Raw genomic sequence first — 17,945 nt, 5'->3', positions numbered from 1 at the left:
TGTTATTTTATATGCGGCAGCCCAGAAATGTCAAACCTTTTTATGCAAAAAAATCAATTTTTTTATAAGCCTCCCTTATAGCCGGTACAGGCTGCGGCATGGGTTGCGGACCTCCCTTCCAGACAATGCAAAACACCCGAAGACCGGCAAAATGCAGGCCTTCGGGTGTCTGGATCGGATCCTTCGTCCGCTTGGATATGAGATGAAGCTTCTGATTCACATGGAACCTGCCGGCTGCTTACCCACGGCAAAGTCTGCCGGCAGCGGTTCAATGCAGGAGGGTTTGCTGATACTCAAGCTATGCTCCGCAGGCGTCAGACTGCCGCTCTCGGGATCACGCCGCAAGGCGGCGATATTGCCGCTGTACTGATTCGCCACCAGCACATAGTCGTCCAGGACGGCGAAGTTCCGCGGCCAGCTGCCCCCCACACTCGTCCATTCCGGGTCCTCGAGGCGACCGGTGTGCCGATCGATGCGGAAACGGACAATGCTGTCATGTCCGCGGTTGGAGCCGTATACGTAACGTCCGTCCGGCGAGAAGTGAATATCGGCCGGATAGTTTTCCCCGCGGAAATCATCCGGCAGGGAGCTGACGTGCTGGATCGCCTCAAGCCGCCCCTCCACCGGATCGAAAGTATATGCCGTCATCGTATTGTTCAACTCGTTCATGCCGTAAGCAAACCGTTCCGACGGATGGAGCACGAAATGCCGTGGACCTGTCCCCGGCGGCAAATGGGTTACCCTGTGCTTTACTAGCCGTCCGCACTCCAACCGATAGATCACTATCTGGTCGGTTCCCAGGTCGGAGACGAAGGCGAACCGTCCATCATGGCTAGGCACAATGCTGTGAGCATGAGCCGATTCCTGGCGCTCCTGGTTTACACTACTTCCCTCATGGCGGATCAGGGCCGTCATTTCCCCTAACGACCCATCCGCTTCCAGTGCAAAGGCATTCACATGCCCGCTGGAATAGTTGGCGACCAGCAAAAACGGATCCCGCCCACATTTCAAAGCCAGATGGCACGGGTCGGCCCCATGCGTTGCCCGTTCGCTGTGCAACATCGTCAGCTTCCCATCCTTAGGATCAACCGCAAATCCAGCAACCTGCCCTTCGGTCTGTTCACTTACCGCATACAATCGCATACCCTTCGCATCGAAGGTCACAAAGGAAGGGTTGGTGAGGCCCGCAGTCTCGTGGATAACCCGCATCTCGCCGGTATCCCTCTGCAGCTCGCAGAGATAAATTCCGGGCTCCCCGCGATCAGCATAAGAACCCACAAAAAAGTGCCAATTCGGTCCAGCTTCCTTGCTCACCGATTTCTCTTCCTTCTCTTTCTCAAATTCATCCAGCATCTGCTTCACTTCAGACAACGGAAGCCGATCAAAAAACATCTCCACCTGTTTCTCTGCCCCGCTGTAGATCTGGTTCATCACGGCAGGGATGTTCGAGGAGATATTACAGGAAGAGTGTTCGCTGCCGGAACACCAGTTGGGATGCAGCGATCCTTGAGCGAAGATGCGGTACAAATCGCCGAGAGTAACCTGCGAAAGCTCGCACTTTAGCAAGTACCCGCCGCGGGCCCCTTCCTTCGTCGTCACCAGGTCGTGGCGGCGAAGCAGGCTGAGCACCTTACGTACACGGGCCGGATGGGTCGCGACGCTGCAGGCGATCTGTTCGCTATTGGCCATGCGATCCTCCTTGGAATCTAAATACAACAAGCAATGGACGGCGACCGTTAATTCGCTATTCATCTTCCTTCTTCCCCTTCCCTTACCAAGTTTGAAACAAGTGCAGACGAGTATGTTATAATGTTCTCGCGAATCGCTATTCGCTAGTCACTTTATTCCATTTCGCTAAATACTCAATATATACATACTATATACTTACAGAAAGGGAACCTCTATGAACCTAATGAATCCCTCTTATATGCAAGCCGCCTTTACCGTTGGTGCGATGGCCATGGCCGTCGCTGTTCTGTTTATCCGTCTGAAAGCCAGTCGTCGGCCTGTCACGGTGAAGAAAATCATCATTCCCCCGCTAGGAATGACAACCGGCCTCTTCATGTTTGTTGTGCCGGAAACGCACATTCCTCTCCTGTGGGGCGTAATCGCCTTCGCTTTCGGTTGGCTCCTGTTCTCCTATCCGTTGATTCGGACAACCAAGTTCGAGAACATCGGCGGCGAAATTTACGCGGAACGTTCCCGCAGCTTTATCTTTATCCTGATTGGACTGCTGGTCGTCCGTCTCTTGCTGCATGAGGCCGTAGAACAATACGTCTCCGTCATGCAAACCGCGGCGCTGTTCTTCCTGCTCGCTTACGGCATGATTATTCGCTGGCGGCTGTATATGCTCAAGCAATACCGGGCAATGACCGGGAATACCGCCTCCTCATGATTCACGAAACCGTTGCAGCACCTCAAACATATTAAATTTTCTATATAGATGCAATCCTTTTATGGAGATTTTATTTTTGCATCACTTTCCAATCTATCACCCGGATGAATACAACAACAGCCGTACTCGCATGAAGCGAATACGGCTGTTGTTGCTCACCGCGCTCTCCGATTCCGGCAGCAGCTTTCGCCTATGCCTTCTTGGACGACGATCTTTGATCGGAGCTTGGATTGCTCAGTTGAGGGAGCATGCGCATCCCCATGACCATCTCGGACGAGCAGAGCGGACATACGGGGCTATATTCAAAGGTGAAATTGTCCCGCATCCACCCGTTGCAGTCATCGCTAGTGCAGGTCCATACCGGCGTATTTTCCTCAGGAATTTCCTCTAACGTCTTTTTACGGTAGTTCATAAATTCCCCTCCTCTTCAAGGTGAACGTTCCAACCAGGTGAATCGATGTAATTGTTGCAGCTTTATATGTACCATCAGAAGCGGACTTCTGAAAAATTAACCTCATGAATGATCTTCGCGAAGAAAAACTGCCCTTAATGCGAGCACGCATTAAGAGCAGTTCCTAACTAGTTTCCCCTGAAAAAGTCAGGGTGTTTTGAGCATAATTAAAAGGAATTCAGCACCTCAAAATGGAAATTGTTATTGACGAGATAACAAAGTTCCACACCCCGAGGGAAGAATTCCTTTGCTATAGGAGTTCAACAGAAGCCCTCGGGAATCCTTCCAAGAGGTGAAGAAAATGTTGAAACTTCGAGACGAGCAATTGACCATCTGGGATGCCATTCTCCCGGAATCTGTTAGAAAGTTGCCGGTCGAGCTTGCAATCATAGATCAATTACTGGACGACGACCGTTTTCTTCAACCGTTTACTGAGTTGCACCCGAAAGGCAAGAAAAGCGGCCGTCCTACGCTTGCAATTGAAAAGTACATCCGTCTTATGGTCCTGAAGCATAAATACAATTTGGGCTACGAGTCACTCGTGAAGGAAGTCGGTGACAGCATCACATGGCGAATGTTCTGCCGGTTTGCCATCGACGAACCGATGCCCGACCCGTCTACGCTCATCTATGCCCGCAAACGCTACGGCGACAAGATCGTCGAAGACATCAATGCCGCACTCGTAAAGCAGTGTGAGGAAAAAGCCGTTCTGAAAACCCGCAAATTGCGCACGGATACGACGGTTGTGGAATCCGACATCCATCACCCGACAGACGCTACGCTGTTGCAAGATGGCGTAAAAGTCATCACTCGAACGATTCAGAAAATCCGGAAAGTCGCCTCCCACACTGTTCAAGGCTTTGAAGATCGTACGGCAGAAATCAAGGAAAAGATTCTGTCCATCGCGAAAGTTCTACGTCGCCGCACCCGTGAATCTTGGGAAGAAGTTGACCGGATCACTGGGAGCGTAATCGAAGTAGCCGAGAACGTTGTGAACAAGGCGCAAGCCGTTATCGAGAAACTGCAAGACAAGGGCAAAGCTGCTCTTCGACAAAGTAAAACCAAACTGACCGAGGCGGTCACGCTAACCGGCAAGTTGTTGGAACAAGCCAAACAGGTCGTTTCCGGCAATCGAATCATCGCAGATCGGATCGTCAGTTTCTTTGACCCGGAAGCAAGACCGATTAAGAAAGGTAAGCTGGCCAAAGGAACTGAGTTCGGCTACAAGGTGCGAATCGACGAGACGGAAAGTGGCTTTGTGACCGGCTACGCTGTCTACGAGGGGAACCCCTCGGATGATGAACTGCTCGTTCCCGCTGTACAGGCGCATATCAAGCAATTCGGCAAAGCGCCGCAAGCTGTAGCGACCGACCGCGGTTTCTCAAGCAAGAAGAACGAAACGGCCATTACCGAACTTGGTGTGAAGCGAGCTAGCTTGCCGCGAAAGGGCAAAAAAGGCATTGCCCGATCCGAGTACGAAAACGAATTATGGTTCAAAGACTTGCAGCGTTACCGTGCAGCTGGAGAAGCGAAGATTAGTCTTCTCAAGCGGAAGTACGGTTTGAACCGCAGCAGGTATCGGGGCTTTGTCGGCTCAAAATGCTGGGTCGGCTTCGGGATTCTGACCCACAACCTGCAAAGAGCGGCAAAAATGCTCCAAAACTAACATGGAAACCGATCATTAGGGAAAGTTCTCCCTCACAACCCAGCCAGCAACCCGAAACTATTTTTGAAAATCGACTTTTTCAGGAGCAACTAACTAACTTACAGTTTTACAACGTTCTCGGCTTGCGGGCCGCGGTTGCCTTGAACCACGTTGAATTGTACGCGTTGGCCTTCGTCGAGGGTTTTGAAGCCTTCGCCGGTGATTGCGCTGAAATGAACGAATACGTCATTTCCGCCTTCCACTTCGATGAAGCCAAAACCTTTCTCAGCGTTAAACCATTTCACTGTTCCGGTTTCCATGGGGAATACCTCCTGTTTCAAGATTAACATGATTCATTTTTTTAACAGAAGTCGCTCAATAAAGGCTGACCCTTATTGAACATGCACCACTTGTATAAAAAAAATTCACACATTGAAAAAAGTTCCAGTTTTATAAAGTGACACCCTTTTCAATGCGTGAATGATATCCTCTTTCAAAACCATGATTTGAACTCATTATATCCTTTTGCCAGATAAAAAGCAAATCCCCTGGTTTTTGCAAGCTGGTCCGGAAAGACTGGACAAATCCAGTTGGCGAAAACTATAATGACAGATGTAATCTGCAGTCATATTGTTCAGGGGTGCTGGAATTGGCCGGCTGAGAGTGTATCCCTCCAAGATACTGACCCTTCAACCTGATCTGGATAATGCCAGCGTAGGGAGCCATACCATGGTGATGAACTTATTTTACATGTCATTTCCATTGCCTATTGCGTCCCGGATCCGGGACGTTTTTTTGTATCCGGAAGTTGGAAGTTACGCTTAAGGACGCACATCCAGGGTTATACCAAGAACAAGCTGCGGAAATCTACACCAACGAAGGAGAGTAGAAGTCGTGAAAGTTCAAGTACGTACCGCACTGGCCATGTTTCTCGGTTGCTTGCTGCTGATATTGTCCGCCTGCGGCGGAGCGAATGGGAACAGCGCCGGGAAGGCGAAAGCCGGAAACCCAAGCGGGCAAAATACCGAAGCCGCCGCACCAAATCAAGGTTCTAACACAGAGCTGCAAGATGTTAAAGTCGTGCTCGACTGGAGCCCGAATACGAACCACACCGGGCTTTACGTCGCCAAGGATCAAGGCTATTTCGCCGAGGAAGGGCTGAATGTGGACATCCTCCTGCCCGGTTCCGGCGGTGCTGAGGCGATGGTTGCCTCCGGAGAGGTGCCGTTTGGCGTCAGCGTGCAGGAGAACGTAACGCAAAGCCGGATCCAAGGCGTCCCGCTCGTCTCGATTGCCGCGATCATTCAGCACAATACGTCCGGCTTCGCTGCCCCCGTAGACAAGAATATTAAATCGCCTAAAGACTTCGAAGGCAAAGCCTACGGCGGCTGGGGCTCTCCGGTGGAACAAGCGGTGATCCAATCGATCATGGACCTGCAAGGCGCTGATGTCAACAAGGTGAAATTCGTTAATATCGGGGATGCCGATTATTTTACGGCAGTGAAGCGGGATATTGATTTTGCCTGGATTTTCTACGCCTGGACAGGCATTGAGGCCGAGCTGCGGGGCGAGCCGATCGACATGCTGTATGTCAAGGATTTCTCCGAGAAGCTGGACTACTACACCCCGGTACTCGTGACAAACGAGAAGACGATCAAGGACAACCCCGAGCTGGTAAAGGCTTTTATGCGGGCCGTGTCTAAAGGTTACAATTATGCGATCGACCATCCGGAAGAAGCGGCGCAAATCCTGTTGAAAGCCGTACCGGATCTCGACAAGGACCTGGTGGTGGCCAGTCAAAAATGGCTGAGCCCGAAATACAAGGACGATGCTCCGCGCTGGGGCGAGCAGAAGAAAGAAGTGTGGCAGAACTACTCCGATTGGATGTTTGAGCGCAAGCTGCTGGAAAAACCGCTTGACGTAGATGCCGCTTTTACCAACGAGTTTTTGCCAAGCGAATAATTTACTATACTTTAACCCAATGATGCCAAATCCCTATTCGAAAGGATGAACCCACCCATGCCAAACGCGTTATTAAGCATTCAGATCATTCCGAAGACACCCAACGGCGAAGACGTCATTCCCTATGTAGACCGGGCCATTGAAGTGATTCAAGCATCCGGGGTCAAATATCAGGTGAACCCCCTGGAGACGACCATGGAGGGGGATCTCGACGAGCTGCTGGCCATCGTGAAGAAAATGAACGAAGCCGTCATTGAGTTCGGCAGTACGGGCATCATTTCGCAAATTAAAATTTCGTACAATCCCAAAGGCGTCAGCATGGATAAGCTGATTGAAAAATATCGGCCATGAATCTCCGCAGCCTTTGGCACAACATCTGGCCGCCCCTCGTGGCGGTCATCTTGTTTTTGCTGATCTGGCAGGGCGCTACCGCCTGGTTCCACATCGAGAAGTGGATTCTCCCCAGCCCGGTGGATATCGGTCGTGAAGCGGCTGCCGGTGCGGCCAGCTTAGGGGAACACACGGCGGCGACGCTGCGGCTGATGTTTATCGGCTTTGCCATCGGGACGCTCGTAGGCTTGCTGACGGCGTTTGTCCTGCATTATGTCCCGTTTCTGAAGGCGTCGCTATATCCGCTGATCATCCTAAGTCAAAACGTGCCAACCATTGCGCTGGCGCCGCTGCTGATGATCTGGTTTGGATTTGGCATCCTGCCGAAGATTATCGTCATTACGCTCGTCTGCTTCTTCCCTGTCACCGTGGCGGCCATGGACGGACTGAGCCGCACGGATCGGGCGATGCTCGATTATATGCGAATGATCGGTGCGTCCAAGGCGGATATTTTCCGCAAGCTGGAGGTGCCCTACGCGATCCCTTCGATCATGTCCGGGGTGAAAATCGCCGCAACGTACAGCGTCATGGGGGCGGTCATTGCCGAGTGGATCGGCGCGGACAAGGGCATCGGCTACTATATGATGCTGCAGAAGGCGTCGTTCCGCACGGATAAGATCTTTGTCGCCATCGCCATCATCGTGGCGATCAGCCTCGCGATGTTCGCCTGCGTCGCTTTGTTGGAAAAATGGCTTGTCCGCTATAAACCGGCGAACGACCGGAGATAGGGCAGCTTACGGAAAGGAAGGCTTGGTTCATGAGCGAAGCATCAACGCATAGAGATAACGCCATCCCCGCGCTGGAGGTCCGGCAGATCCATAAAACGTTCCGCGACCGACGCCGGGAGGTCCCGGTCCTTCAAGACATTTCGCTGCGGGTGCCGGCCGGCGAATTCGTGTCGATCATCGGCCCATCCGGCTGCGGCAAAAGCACGCTGTTTCACGTCATCGGCGGCCTGACTGCGCCGGATCAAGGCGAAGTGCTCCTTCAGGGACGCCCAGTCACCGGCCAGCGCGGACATATCAGTTACGTGCCGCAGCAGCCGGCGTTATTCCCTTGGCGGACGATCGAGGAGAACGTCGTGCTGGCGCAGGAAATCGCCGAGGCCGGAAGCCGGAGCTCCCGTGCGGACATCCAGCACTGGCTCCAAAAAGCCGGGTTAAGCGGGTTTGAACGGGCTTATCCCCATATGTTATCCGGCGGCATGCAGCAGCGAGCTTCGTTCCTGCGGGGCCTGCTCGCCCCCCAGGAAGTGATGTGCCTGGACGAGCCGTTTAGTGCGCTGGACGCCTTAACGCGCAGCGAAATGCAGCGCTGGCTGCTGGACATTTGGGAAGAGAATAAGCGCTCCGTCCTGATGATTACGCACAGCATCGAGGAGGCACTGATGCTCTCGGACACGATTGTTTTATTTTCAAACCGGCCAGCCCGTGTGCTGCATACCATTCAGGTGCCGTTTCCCCGGCCGCGGCGCGAAGAAATGACGGAGGATCCCGATTTTATGCGATTAAAACGGGAGATTGCGGCCATGATGGCGGCGGAACAACGCAAAACAGCAGCAGGAGGAGTCTGAATCAGACTTCCTCCTGCTGCTAGAAATCCATCGCAACCTCAGTAACCTCCACCTGATCCACATCCAGCATCAGTTCGACCCATCGTTGCAGATGCTTGGCTTCCCCTGCAAAGGCGATCAGCCAGGTCACCGATTCGATGGATTCTAAAGGTTCCGCCGGATCTGAGAGATTCGGCGTCCGGTCCAGCACCTGCTCATAGGCGCTTAACTTCATGTCAATCAGCCGGAATCGCTCCAGCTTCTGTGTGCAATCGGGAATTAAGGTCACGCGCAGGTAGAGCAAAGTCCTCCCTATCCGGTTGGCTTCCTCCAGTTCCTCCGGAGTAACGGGACGGCTCCAGGACCTTTTTTCCATGTCCATTCCCCCTGATATCCGCTGATTACATAATGGAGTAAATATTCAGCATTTCATCGGAAAGCTCCATTAACGCATCCACTACTTCCGGATCGAATTGGGTCTCACGATGTTGGTGCAATTCCAGCTTGGCTTCAGCCATAGTCAGCTTCCGTTCCCGGTAATGCCGGTCCGATGTCATCGAATCGAAGGCGTCAACCACCGCGCAAATTCTCGCCTTATAGGGGATTTGCTTCCCCTTCAGCCCATCCGGGTACCCCGCCCCGTCCCAACGCTCATGATGCCAGCGGACGATATCCGCAATGCCCGGTCCAAACGCAGGATCCGCTTCTACCAGCTCTGCCCCGATGACCGGATGCAGCTTAATGATCCTCCACTGTATCTCCGTCAGCGGCTCCTGCTGCTCAATGATCGCGCGGGGGATCATCGTTTTGCCGATATCATGCATAAAGCACCCGCGGACCAGCATGTCCTTCTCAGCTCCGGTGATCTTCAGCGGCTCGGCGATTTTCTCTGCCAGCATAGCAACCCGTATACTATGGTGATAGGTTTCCGGATGTTTGCGCACCAGCAGGTTAAACCACTTCACGGCTTCCGGGCTATAGTCCATGTACCAATCGTCGACGAACTCATTAAAAACAGTCAACCGTTCTGCCCCCTAAAAAACCTGTGTCGTCATTTGTCTCTCCCGTCTCGGAGTCGACGTTCCTTATTTCCCGAAAGAAAAAAGTTATTTTGGCTAATAATTTGCTTAATCCCCGTTAAATTTTAACGCTTTTTACCCGATGATGATTCAGAGCAAACGGATGAAAAACAGACCATGTCGTACAATAACAATTATGCGACAACCCTAGGTAAAAACTGGTCGAAATTTGGCAAGGTTTGTAATTAACCCTTGTTACATTATAGGACAAAAGAGCGATTTTTGCATTATTTTCGACACAAAAAATAGATAAATAGCACTAAAAAAATAGAAAAATCACATAAATTCCATCAAACAGTCCTGTACGAAGTCAGGAGCCGCCTTCTTCATTTGCTCGACGGTGTGCAGATAGCGCTGGGTCGTGTTGATATGGGAGTGCCCCAAGGTTTCCTGAACCTGCTGCAGCGAGGCGCCCTGCAACAATGCCAGCGTCGCGTTGGTATGTCTTAACCAGTGGGGGGTCGGCTGCTTCTGAATTCCGCTCGCAATGCCTGCTTGTTTAATGATTCGTTCGATTTGCCGCGGCGTAATTGCAAACAGCTTCAACTCCGGATCCGGTTCATGCCCCTTCGCCAATCTGCGTGCATGCTCCTGGTACATGTTCCAGAGCTCTCGCGGAATTTTGACCTCGCGTGTTTTTCCGCGTTTTGCGTGGGATACGGTGAGCCATATGGATGTCTCCAGCATATCGGCATGAAAGTCCTTCCACTTGATGCCGCATAACTCGGACACGCGAAGGCCCAACAGCACCAGAGACAGGCCGATCAAGTAATTTCTCAGGCTCTGGCGCCGCAACGCCTCCAGCAGCTTGCCGACCTCGTTGCGGGTAAGATAATGTCTGCGGCTCGTTACGGCAATGGCCGGGATACGGACATTTTGCGCCGGATTATGATCGAAAAAGCCGATGCTGCTGTCGCTTCCCCATTTATAAAACGACTTCAGAGGCGCGATAAATGCAGCCACACTGGCCGGAGCAAGCGGTTTTTGGCCATCGCGGTAGAAGCCCTTCGTGAGGTAGATTTTATAAGCTTCGATTTCCCTCCAAGTCACATCCCGAAAACGCATTCCCGAAAGGAATTGCCTGAAATGCTCCAGGGCCCTAAAATAGTTTCTGCGGGTATTTGGCGCTTTGGCGCATGCCGTCAGGAACATTTGAATGATCTGTTCGTCCTGATAATCCTGTGTGACAGATAAATGGAACGGAAATTGCTGGGCTACAGCGGACAAATAATTAGTACCCATATTATGTAGTGGACCTCCTGTTGACTTTAATTTTTGTCGCATAATTGTTATTGTACGACATGCCCGGTTTCGCAGTAAGATTTAACCTTTTACATGATGGGCATTCTCTAACCAAAAAACGAAGAAACCCCGTGGCATCCGCTGAAACCTACCTAAAAACAGGTATAATGAGTACAAGCGGTTAACCTGTTTCTGGAAAGGGTCTGGTGAGATGTCCAACAATCTTTTTCGCGGTTTACCGAAGGGAATCCAACTCCCGTTCATTGATGCCCATATTCATATAGACCTTTACGACGAAGATACCCGTGAACGCCTGCTGCAGGAACTGCCGGGCTGCGGAGTGGAAGCCGTCATTGCCGTTTCGATGCATTTAGCCTCCTGCAAGCTGAACAACGCTTTGGCGGAGCGCTATCCGAACCTGGTGCGCCCGGCATTCGGATTCCACCCCGAGCAGCCTATCCCTGAGGATCGGGAGATCGATCTCCTGCTGAATTGGATCAAGCAGCATGCCGAGGATATGATTGCCGTTGGTGAAGTCGGGCTTCCATATTATGCGCGGCAAGAAGCTCTCCAGCAAGGAAAGGGCTTTGAGCTTGAGCCCTACGTGGACCTGCTGGAGAAGTTTGTGATGCTTGCCAAGGCGTTAGACAAACCGATTGTGATGCATGCGGTATACGAGGACGCCGAGCTTGCCTGCGACCTGCTGGAACGCCACGGCGTCACCAAAGCACATTTCCACTGGTTCAAGGGAGCCGAATCCACAGTGCGCCGCATGGCGGATCGCGGTTATGCGATCTCTTTTACGCCGGATATCGTCTACGAATCGAAAATCCAAGACCTCGCCCGGCGCTATCCTCCCGAGCAGGTGATGGCCGAAACGGACGGGCCTTGGCCGTTTGAAGGACCGTTTGCCGGTCAGATCACCCACCCGCGCATGACCCGTCACGTCGCCTTGGCCTGGGCGAATCTTCTGGGCATCTCTCCGGAAGAGGCCGCAGCGACGTTGTACCGGAACACGCGAAGTTTTTACGGATTATAACTTAACGACGAAAAACCAGCTAATGTTTGTCAACCCCAAGTGATTGGATTATGGCAAAGATACTGTTATACTATTTTTGTGCAGCACAAAGAAGCCTCCGTTGGCGCGGATGCTTCTGGGTAAATTTGATATTATGCTTTGTAGGGCTTGCCCTCTTTCCTTACACCATTTCCACCATACTCAGCAAAGCCGTCTGTTGTGCTTTGCTTGACTTGCTTAGAGACGGTAACGCCTGAATCTTCTCTTGAATCTTCTCTGCCTTTGTCTGAATCCAAGCCTTGCTGTGTGACGATCCTGCCGTTTCCCGAATCGTTTCTACCGTGATACTGTTTCCATACGGCTTATTTCGATCTGTAAACGCTTGGAGCACACTTGTCCCTTTCGACACATCCAATCCAATAACCGGTCTCATGTCATCTCCTCCTGAATAATAGCCGGCACTCCCACGATGGTTCGAATCTCACAGCTTCGCTTGTGATTCGAGGTCCGATGCCTCAACCAGCTCAAACATGGTCATTGGGGGTAGTGGGAGAACAGTTTTTGTGACGGGATCATTGCCCCTAAAAGCCGCACGTTCTCCCGGCTACCGCCATCTGACAGCGCCTAAGAAAAAAGGCCAACCAGAAATTCTGGTTGACCTAATAATACGAAAAAGCTGTCCCCGGGTACGACCCGATTAGGACAGCTTTTTTTGCCATTATTTCAAGGTAAAGCCGCGCTTCTCTAAAAATTCGCGCATATGCAGCCGCGCCGGCTGTGCCAGCTTCTCGGCCATGAGCTCCGACCAAGGGGTATCCTTCGCCCCTCCGGTCCGTTCACGCAGATACTTGGACATAACCTCGTCATAGGCCGCCACCTGTTCCTCTTGCCCGGCGGTATCATACTGGTTCCAGTGCAGAACTGCCGGCAGCGGAAGCCGTGGACGCACCCCTGGATTTTGATCCGGATAGCCGAGACACATCCCGAATACAGGATACGAAAGGTGGGGCAGGTCCAAGAGATCCGCCACCTCCTCGCTATGGTTGCGGATACCGCCGATATACACGATGCCAAGGCCCAGCGATTCTGCGGCTATGGCGGCATTTTGCGCTGCCAGCGCCGTATCGACCGTAGCTACAATAAAGTTCTCCGTCGTGCCTTCATAAGTCGTTTCCGAAGGAAGATGCCGCTCCGCTGCCCGTTTGAGTCTTGACAAATCTGCGCACCAGACTAGGAAAACAGGACACTCCGCCACATAAGCCTGATTCCCGCAAAGCTCGGCCAGCTTTGCTTTCCGATCCGCGTCCGTCACGGCAATCACGGTATAGGCTTGTACATTGCTGGAACTGGAGGCCATTTGGCCTGCGGATATGATTTGTTCCACCAGCTCTCGGGTCACTGGACGATCGCTGTATTTACGAATGGAACGGTGCTCCAGCATTTTGGATATCGTCTCGTTCATCTCCTCACTCCTATCCCTTGCTTTATGTTATTCCTAATTATGGAACTTCCCCCAACAGGAAGCAAGCCGCTTGCATCCCAGTGTCATACTGAGCTTCAAGGCTCCCCGCCGCCCTACTTCAAGTGATCAGCGACCACGGAACCGATCATATATAACGCCATCCCCCAGACGATAAGCGCAGACAATCGATTGATCCCCTGGAGCAGTTGACCTCCCCGGTCCAAGCTTCCGAGTGTTTTGCCTGCCCATGCCAATCCGAAAAACCAGACCCACGACACCAGAATCGCAGCCAGCGTAAACGCCCCTTTCGCCCCGCCGGTATAATCCAGAGAGCTTGTCCCGATCACGCCAACCGTATCCAGAATCGCATGGGGATTCAAAAAAGTCACCGACAATGCAAAAACCACCTGCTGTTTAGCTGGCAGCCCGGATGGCCCGGCGGAAGACGGTTTGGACACGTCCCTCCAGATGGTCCAGCCAATGTATAGCATAAAGACAGCGCCTGCCGCAAAGAGTACGGTTTTCAGCCAAGTCCATGACAAGACCAGCACCGAGACCCCCAACACAGCTAGCAAAATCAATATCGTATCGCCCAAAGCGGCGGTCAGAACAGCCGGCAAGGCCCGGCGCAGCTTTCGTCCGGCAGCCCCCTGGTTAAACACAAACACATTCTGCACGCCTAATGGCAAAATAAGTCCAACCGCCAGAAAGAACCCATGAATCGCAGCACTAAACATCTCTCTCCCCCTCTGATCTCTGTCTCGAACCCTATTGTACCCGCCCCCTCCCGATTTAGCTCCATCCATTTGGATGGATCAGAAACCAACCAAACGATATAATAGGGGAAAATAACGTCGTTCGCGCAAAAAATCTACAGTTCTGCAGATAGGGGGTATTCCGCATGAATCATTCGACCTGGCGTCCCAGCCGAAATTCGCCCATTCCGCTCCATCGCCAAATCATGGAGCATCTTTGTGATCGAATCGCCAGCGGCGAATGGCCGGTGGGGACACGTATCCCGTCCCAGCGGGAGCTGTCCGCGCGGTTTGGCGTCAACCGCAGCACAGTCGTCGCCGCGCTGGACGAGCTGATCGCAGCCGGGCTGCTTCAGGGCGACCGGGGCGGCGGCACCCGCGTCGTTAACCGGACCTGGGGCGTGCTGACCGCCTCCCCGCCGCCCGATTGGAACGAATACGTCAGCTCCGGCGTGCAGTACCCTAATTTGCCTGCCGTGCAGGAGATTAACCGGGCTGAGTTCCAGCCCGGCATTTTGCGACTCGGCACCGGCGAGATGGGCCCGGACCTGCTGCCGCAATCCGAAATGGCCGAGCTGTTGGGTCGGATGGCCACCAATGTCCCAAACCTGGGCTATGGCGAGCCCAACGGGGACCTGCGGCTCCGGGAGGCCATCGCCGCCCGGCTGAGCCTCCAAGGCATCACCGTATCGCCGGCTTCGCTGCTGATAATCTCCGGCGCCTTGCAGGCGCTCCAGCTCATTGTCGTCGGCCTGCTCCCCCAGGGCTCGACGGTACTGACCGAACGACCGTCGTATCTGTATTCGGTTCCCGTTTTTCAGAGCGCCGGAATGAAGCTGCGCGGTGTCCCGATGGATGAACAAGGCCTGCGCGCCGACCTGGTTTCTGTGTACGCCAAGCAATATGCGGGCGCATTGCTGTATACCATTCCGACCTTCCATAATCCAAGCGGAACGGTTATGAGCGAAGCGCGGCGACGTCAGCTGCTGGACGTCTGCGAGGCAGCCCGTTTACCCCTCGTTGAAGATGATGTCTACCGCGAGTTGTGGCTGGACGCCCCGCCGCCCCTGCCGCTGAAGGCTCATGACGCCAGCGGCAGCGTACTGTATCTGGGCAGCTTGTCCAAATCCCTCAGCCCCGGCCTGCGGATTGGCTGGATTGCCGGACCGCAGCCCGTCATCGAGCGGCTTGCAGACATCAAGATGCAAAGCGATTACGGCTCTAGCGCCCTCTCGCAACAGATGGCAGCGGAATGGCTGGAAAGCGGCAGCTACGACCGCCATCTTGAACGGCTGCGGGCGGCGCTCCGCCTGCGGCGAGAGGCGGCGGTGGACGCGTTGGAGCGGTATTTTCGCGATATCGCGGACTGGAAGGTGCCGCAGGGAGGGTTTTACATCTGGCTGAACCTGCACAACTCCCCCTCCCCGCGCAAAATATTTGACGCCGCCCTAAAAGCCGGCCTTCTGATCAACCCCGGCCACCTGTACAACCGCGCCTCCGGCAGCCACCTGCGCCTCTCCTACGCCTACGCCACCGCCGAAGAACTGACGGAAGGCATCGCCCGTCTAAGCGAAATCGTACGCTCCTTGGATTAAGCCCATGAAACATCGCACTACGGTACAGGCGCCCCCTTCTAGGCAGGAGGTGGATCACAGACGTTCGGGGACGTCTACACTATATCCAGAGCTACGCTGGGGACGAAGCTAATGGTGCGGGCAGCCTGGACTGCCTGGATAGCCCGCACCTGGCGGCGGTACCGTCAGCCCCTATTGCGAGTACGACGGGACGGGCTAAACCTGCCGGTCGTGCTCTGATCAGCTAAGGCCCGGCTGTCCCTGTCTGTTGCACCCCGACTGCTACGGTACGGGCGTTCCTGTCTGTCGCACCCTGACAGCTAAGATACGGCCGTCCCCGTCTATCTTGCCCTGGATCAGCAGCGATTCCAGTTGTCCACGCATAATCCCGTTTGATCAGCCGCGGTTCCACTTGCACACGCCTATCCCGTTCGATCAGCCGCGAGGCCGTCTCCGCTTCCAACCTCATTCCCTCCCCATTCCATCCCATAAGACACCATCCTCATCCTCATCTCCATCCTCATCTTCACTCCCATCCAAGCTTCAATTGGTTCACACAGTTCTGCTCCATCGATAACTATTCTATCTGAGCGAAGGGGATAATCATGTAAAAGCCCCCGGCAGAGAATATCGCCGTCTCATATTTACATTATTTTGCAAAAGTGATATCATATAAATATCAATTTAATATGTGAAGGAGTGTCACTTTATATGAAAGAAAAAGAAATTTCGTGCCTAAACGGTTTTGTTGCCCTGTTGTTCATTTTCGGATTTATTGCGTTGGGGACATTTCTCGTCACGTTAAACGATGTCGTTCCCGTGGCCGGCGGTGTGCTCTCCTTCGTCATCGCCTTCGTGCTCTTGACCGGGCTGACGATCGTACAGCCAAACCAATCGGCTGTCGTCACCTTCTTCGGCCGTTACCTCGGCGTGATCCGCAAGAGCGGCTTCTATCTTGCCATCCCGTTCTCAACTCGCAAAAAAGTTTCGCTGCGCGTTCGCAACTTCAACAGCGCCAAACTGAAAGTCAATGATGTCAAAGGGAACCCGATCGAAATCGCCACTGTTGTCGTGTTTTCGGTGGTCGACTCCGCCAAAGCGCTATTTGAAGTGGATGAATACGAAACCTTCGTGGAAATTCAGAGCGAAGCTGCACTGCGCCACGTCGCCAGCAAATATCCGTACGACCAATTGGACGATTCCGACACCGGCTTCTCCCTGCGCGCCAATACGGAAGAGATTGCGTTGGAGCTCACCAGCGAATTGCAGAACCGTCTGGCCATCGCCGGCGTTAAGGTCATTGAGTCGCGTTTGACGCATCTGGCCTACTCGACCGAAATCGCAAGCGCGATGCTGCAACGCCAACAAGCCGAAGCGATCATTGCGGCTCGCGAGAAAATCGTCGACGGCGCCGTCACCATGGTTCAAATGGCGATCGAACGGCTGCAGGCCGGTCAAGTTGTCGAGCTGGATGACGAACGTAAAGCCGCGATGATTAACAACCTGCTCGTCGCTGTCGTATCCGACCGTTCCGCCCAGCCGGTCATCAATACTAGCACGTTGTATTAATTAGGGGCATCCATTCACGATGGCCAGCAAGAAGAGCTTCCCACTTCGCCTTGACCCGACTCTTTATCAGGCTTTGGAACGCTGGGCAGCGGATGAATTCCGAAGCGTGAATGGGCATATCGAATACCTGCTGCGAGAAGCATTGCGCCGCGAGGGAAGACTGCCTTCCACCCGGGCGCCGGGCAAGGAGGAAGAGAAGCATGACGCAGACGACAGTAAAAAGTAAACCGTGGTGGGAACCGAAGTCGACAGCCCTGCTGAAAGAGTATGCCAGAACCTCTGGAGGGACTTACGCCGCAGGAACGTTCAGGAACTGGAAGTATAAGGGGCAGCATGTCCGTCTGCCGCTTTCCCCACGCTTCGGATCCTGTAAGGTGACGATCACCGACCCGAATAACGACACCTCCGGTAACGAGTACGCGATCACCGTGAAATACAGCTACCGGCCGCGCCGTAAGCTGGAGTTCGTGTTATTTTCGGCCAAACGACATGTCTTGGCCTGGTTTACCAGGGGGCTCCGGGAAGCCTCACTCCCAAACTCCGCAATGAATAAGAAGTTTCAAGCAAAAGCTTCCCATCCCAGTCTGCTGCGATCGGTATTGAAGTACGAAGGGATCGAAGAGTTGCTGAACCTTCATTCCAAGATCCATGTACGGCTGCGGATCAAGAACGGACATGCCACTTTGACCTGTACGGAGAAATTAAAGAAGCCCGACGTGCCAGCCATTACGGCAACCGTCGAACTCATGAAGAAGCTGCTTCTCGCCTTGGAGGATCAAGGCATTATCGGTGATCCCCTCACCCATCCAAAAAAATAGAATCTACATCAAAAAAACGAGCCTTCCCTCGCA

General features: G+C 53.3%; 21 protein-coding genes and 1 riboswitch. Of the genes, 11 read left to right on the top strand and 10 right to left on the bottom strand.

Going from position 1 to position 17,945, the window contains the following annotated elements; all coding sequences use genetic code 11:
- Nucleotides 1-216: 216 nt before the first annotated feature.
- Nucleotides 217-1,752, bottom strand: a complete 1,536-nt coding sequence (locus tag ACL02P_RS20635; RefSeq protein ID WP_412838002.1) for a beta-propeller fold lactonase family protein — start codon at nucleotides 1,750-1,752, stop codon at nucleotides 217-219.
- A gap of 151 nt (nucleotides 1,753-1,903) precedes the next feature.
- On the opposite strand from ACL02P_RS20635, the gene ACL02P_RS20630 reads away from it, so the two are divergent.
- Nucleotides 1,904-2,395 carry a CcdC family protein gene (locus ACL02P_RS20630; protein WP_009223995.1) on the top strand — a complete coding sequence of 164 codons (492 nt, stop codon included), beginning with the start codon at nucleotides 1,904-1,906 and terminating at the stop codon, nucleotides 2,393-2,395.
- A 190-nt stretch (nucleotides 2,396-2,585) separates the two neighbouring features.
- Here the strand turns inward: ACL02P_RS20630 and ACL02P_RS20625 are convergent, their stop codons facing one another.
- Entirely contained in the window at nucleotides 2,586-2,807 is a 222-nt protein-coding gene (locus tag ACL02P_RS20625) for a cold-shock protein (protein WP_009223994.1), read from the bottom strand.
- A gap of 340 nt (nucleotides 2,808-3,147) precedes the next feature.
- Between ACL02P_RS20625 and ACL02P_RS20620 the strand changes: the two genes are divergently transcribed.
- The gene (locus ACL02P_RS20620) at nucleotides 3,148-4,512 is read left to right on the top strand and encodes an ISNCY family transposase (RefSeq protein WP_019007868.1); all 1,365 of its coding nucleotides are present in this window, start codon (nucleotides 3,148-3,150) and stop codon (nucleotides 4,510-4,512) included.
- 98 nt (nucleotides 4,513-4,610) lie between these two features.
- Here the strand turns inward: ACL02P_RS20620 and ACL02P_RS20615 are convergent, their stop codons facing one another.
- Nucleotides 4,611-4,811: a cold-shock protein gene (locus ACL02P_RS20615; RefSeq protein WP_009223993.1), complete on the bottom strand. Its 201-nt coding sequence runs from the start codon at nucleotides 4,809-4,811 to the stop codon at nucleotides 4,611-4,613.
- A 306-nt stretch (nucleotides 4,812-5,117) separates the two neighbouring features.
- Nucleotides 5,118-5,227: riboswitch (TPP riboswitch) on the top strand.
- Nucleotides 5,228-5,415: 188 nt separating this feature from the next.
- Here ACL02P_RS20615 and ACL02P_RS20610 point away from each other — a divergent pair.
- The 4 genes from ACL02P_RS20610 to ACL02P_RS20595 are packed head-to-tail and all read left to right on the top strand — an operon-like array spanning nucleotide 5,416 to nucleotide 8,416.
- On the top strand, nucleotides 5,416-6,453 hold the full coding sequence (locus ACL02P_RS20610; protein WP_397376631.1) for an ABC transporter substrate-binding protein: 1,038 nt from the start codon (nucleotides 5,416-5,418) through the stop codon (nucleotides 6,451-6,453).
- Between the two features lie 57 nt (nucleotides 6,454-6,510).
- Nucleotides 6,511-6,804 carry an MTH1187 family thiamine-binding protein gene (locus ACL02P_RS20605; protein ID WP_009223991.1) on the top strand — a complete coding sequence of 98 codons (294 nt, stop codon included), beginning with the start codon at nucleotides 6,511-6,513 and terminating at the stop codon, nucleotides 6,802-6,804.
- Entirely contained in the window at nucleotides 6,801-7,571 is a 771-nt protein-coding gene (locus tag ACL02P_RS20600; RefSeq protein WP_009223990.1) for an ABC transporter permease, read from the top strand. Before ACL02P_RS20605 ends, ACL02P_RS20600 begins: the two co-directional genes overlap by 4 nt.
- A 29-nt stretch (nucleotides 7,572-7,600) precedes the next feature.
- Nucleotides 7,601-8,416, top strand: coding sequence for an ABC transporter ATP-binding protein (locus ACL02P_RS20595; RefSeq protein ID WP_009223989.1), 816 nt, complete (start codon nucleotides 7,601-7,603; stop codon nucleotides 8,414-8,416).
- A 19-nt stretch (nucleotides 8,417-8,435) separates the two neighbouring features.
- Here the strand turns inward: ACL02P_RS20595 and ACL02P_RS20590 are convergent, their stop codons facing one another.
- From ACL02P_RS20590 to ACL02P_RS20580, 3 genes are all read right to left on the bottom strand, one after another.
- Entirely contained in the window at nucleotides 8,436-8,771 is a 336-nt protein-coding gene (locus ACL02P_RS20590; RefSeq protein ID WP_036644447.1) for a hypothetical protein, read from the bottom strand.
- A gap of 25 nt (nucleotides 8,772-8,796) precedes the next feature.
- Nucleotides 8,797-9,417: an HD-GYP domain-containing protein gene (locus ACL02P_RS20585; RefSeq protein ID WP_009223987.1), complete on the bottom strand. Its 621-nt coding sequence runs from the start codon at nucleotides 9,415-9,417 to the stop codon at nucleotides 8,797-8,799.
- Nucleotides 9,418-9,750: 333 nt separating this feature from the next.
- Nucleotides 9,751-10,716, bottom strand: coding sequence for a tyrosine-type recombinase/integrase (locus tag ACL02P_RS20580; protein WP_412838001.1), 966 nt, complete (start codon nucleotides 10,714-10,716; stop codon nucleotides 9,751-9,753).
- 211 nt (nucleotides 10,717-10,927) lie between these two features.
- On the opposite strand from ACL02P_RS20580, the gene ACL02P_RS20575 reads away from it, so the two are divergent.
- Nucleotides 10,928-11,755 (top strand): TatD family hydrolase, encoded by an 828-nt coding sequence (locus ACL02P_RS20575; protein WP_009223986.1) that lies wholly within the window; start codon nucleotides 10,928-10,930, stop codon nucleotides 11,753-11,755.
- Nucleotides 11,756-11,915: 160 nt separating this feature from the next.
- Here ACL02P_RS20575 and ACL02P_RS20570 read toward each other — a convergent pair whose 3' ends face one another.
- The 3 genes from ACL02P_RS20570 to ACL02P_RS20560 form a co-directional block, all read right to left on the bottom strand.
- Nucleotides 11,916-12,167, bottom strand: coding sequence for a hypothetical protein (locus ACL02P_RS20570; RefSeq protein WP_323079186.1), 252 nt, complete (start codon nucleotides 12,165-12,167; stop codon nucleotides 11,916-11,918).
- Between the two features lie 285 nt (nucleotides 12,168-12,452).
- Nucleotides 12,453-13,196: an oxygen-insensitive NADPH nitroreductase gene (nfsA, locus tag ACL02P_RS20565; protein ID WP_260071787.1), complete on the bottom strand. Its 744-nt coding sequence runs from the start codon at nucleotides 13,194-13,196 to the stop codon at nucleotides 12,453-12,455.
- 113 nt (nucleotides 13,197-13,309) lie between these two features.
- Entirely contained in the window at nucleotides 13,310-13,933 is a 624-nt protein-coding gene (locus ACL02P_RS20560) for a LysE/ArgO family amino acid transporter (protein WP_260071788.1), read from the bottom strand.
- A 164-nt stretch (nucleotides 13,934-14,097) separates the two neighbouring features.
- Between ACL02P_RS20560 and ACL02P_RS20555 the strand changes: the two genes are divergently transcribed.
- The gene (locus ACL02P_RS20555; RefSeq protein ID WP_412838000.1) at nucleotides 14,098-15,546 is read left to right on the top strand and encodes a PLP-dependent aminotransferase family protein; all 1,449 of its coding nucleotides are present in this window, start codon (nucleotides 14,098-14,100) and stop codon (nucleotides 15,544-15,546) included.
- Between the two features lie 223 nt (nucleotides 15,547-15,769).
- Here the strand turns inward: ACL02P_RS20555 and ACL02P_RS20550 are convergent, their stop codons facing one another.
- The gene (locus tag ACL02P_RS20550) at nucleotides 15,770-15,988 is read right to left on the bottom strand and encodes a hypothetical protein (RefSeq protein WP_157273333.1); all 219 of its coding nucleotides are present in this window, start codon (nucleotides 15,986-15,988) and stop codon (nucleotides 15,770-15,772) included.
- A gap of 248 nt (nucleotides 15,989-16,236) precedes the next feature.
- Between ACL02P_RS20550 and ACL02P_RS20545 the strand changes: the two genes are divergently transcribed.
- Genes ACL02P_RS20545 through ACL02P_RS20535 form a run of 3 tightly spaced genes read left to right on the top strand, consistent with a single transcriptional unit; the run spans nucleotide 16,237 to nucleotide 17,912 of the window.
- Complete coding sequence (locus ACL02P_RS20545; RefSeq protein WP_009223981.1) at nucleotides 16,237-17,094, top strand: SPFH domain-containing protein; 858 nt, start codon at nucleotides 16,237-16,239, stop codon at nucleotides 17,092-17,094.
- Nucleotides 17,095-17,113: 19 nt separating this feature from the next.
- Nucleotides 17,114-17,320, top strand: coding sequence for a hypothetical protein (locus ACL02P_RS20540; protein ID WP_009223980.1), 207 nt, complete (start codon nucleotides 17,114-17,116; stop codon nucleotides 17,318-17,320).
- Nucleotides 17,295-17,912, top strand: coding sequence for a hypothetical protein (locus ACL02P_RS20535; RefSeq protein ID WP_009223979.1), 618 nt, complete (start codon nucleotides 17,295-17,297; stop codon nucleotides 17,910-17,912). Before ACL02P_RS20540 ends, ACL02P_RS20535 begins: the two co-directional genes overlap by 26 nt.
- The last annotated feature ends 33 nt before the right edge of the window (nucleotides 17,913-17,945 follow it).

The organism is Paenibacillus sp. MB22_1 (assembly GCF_047200555.1).
Lineage (GTDB): Bacteria > Bacillota > Bacilli > Paenibacillales > Paenibacillaceae > Fontibacillus > Fontibacillus phoenicis.
Note: the sequence above shows the minus strand (reverse complement) of the source record. Positions and strands in the feature narration are given on the sequence as shown.

Coding starts and splice junctions, on each gene's coding strand:
- ACL02P_RS20610 (WP_397376631.1), top strand. CDS start 5,416: ATGTTTCTCGGTTGCTTGCTGCTGATATTGTCCGCCTGCGGCGGAGCG.
- ACL02P_RS20600 (WP_009223990.1), top strand. CDS start 6,801: ATGAATCTCCGCAGCCTTTGGCACAACATCTGGCCGCCCCTCGTGGCG.
- ACL02P_RS20580 (WP_412838001.1), bottom strand. CDS start 10,716: ATGGGTACTAATTATTTGTCCGCTGTAGCCCAGCAATTTCCGTTCCAT.
- ACL02P_RS20555 (WP_412838000.1), top strand. CDS start 14,098: ATGAATCATTCGACCTGGCGTCCCAGCCGAAATTCGCCCATTCCGCTC.
- ACL02P_RS20545 (WP_009223981.1), top strand. CDS start 16,237: ATGAAAGAAAAAGAAATTTCGTGCCTAAACGGTTTTGTTGCCCTGTTG.
- ACL02P_RS20615 (WP_009223993.1), bottom strand. CDS start 4,811: ATGGAAACCGGAACAGTGAAATGGTTTAACGCTGAGAAAGGTTTTGGC.
- ACL02P_RS20595 (WP_009223989.1), top strand. CDS start 7,601: ATGAGCGAAGCATCAACGCATAGAGATAACGCCATCCCCGCGCTGGAG.
- nfsA (WP_260071787.1), bottom strand. CDS start 13,196: ATGAACGAGACGATATCCAAAATGCTGGAGCACCGTTCCATTCGTAAA.
- ACL02P_RS20635 (WP_412838002.1), bottom strand. CDS start 1,752: ATGAATAGCGAATTAACGGTCGCCGTCCATTGCTTGTTGTATTTAGAT.
- ACL02P_RS20570 (WP_323079186.1), bottom strand. CDS start 12,167: ATGAGACCGGTTATTGGATTGGATGTGTCGAAAGGGACAAGTGTGCTC.
- ACL02P_RS20605 (WP_009223991.1), top strand. CDS start 6,511: ATGCCAAACGCGTTATTAAGCATTCAGATCATTCCGAAGACACCCAAC.
- ACL02P_RS20630 (WP_009223995.1), top strand. CDS start 1,904: ATGAACCTAATGAATCCCTCTTATATGCAAGCCGCCTTTACCGTTGGT.
- ACL02P_RS20535 (WP_009223979.1), top strand. CDS start 17,295: ATGACGCAGACGACAGTAAAAAGTAAACCGTGGTGGGAACCGAAGTCG.
- ACL02P_RS20620 (WP_019007868.1), top strand. CDS start 3,148: ATGTTGAAACTTCGAGACGAGCAATTGACCATCTGGGATGCCATTCTC.
- ACL02P_RS20540 (WP_009223980.1), top strand. CDS start 17,114: ATGGCCAGCAAGAAGAGCTTCCCACTTCGCCTTGACCCGACTCTTTAT.
- ACL02P_RS20575 (WP_009223986.1), top strand. CDS start 10,928: ATGTCCAACAATCTTTTTCGCGGTTTACCGAAGGGAATCCAACTCCCG.
- ACL02P_RS20560 (WP_260071788.1), bottom strand. CDS start 13,933: ATGTTTAGTGCTGCGATTCATGGGTTCTTTCTGGCGGTTGGACTTATT.
- ACL02P_RS20590 (WP_036644447.1), bottom strand. CDS start 8,771: ATGGAAAAAAGGTCCTGGAGCCGTCCCGTTACTCCGGAGGAACTGGAG.
- ACL02P_RS20625 (WP_009223994.1), bottom strand. CDS start 2,807: ATGAACTACCGTAAAAAGACGTTAGAGGAAATTCCTGAGGAAAATACG.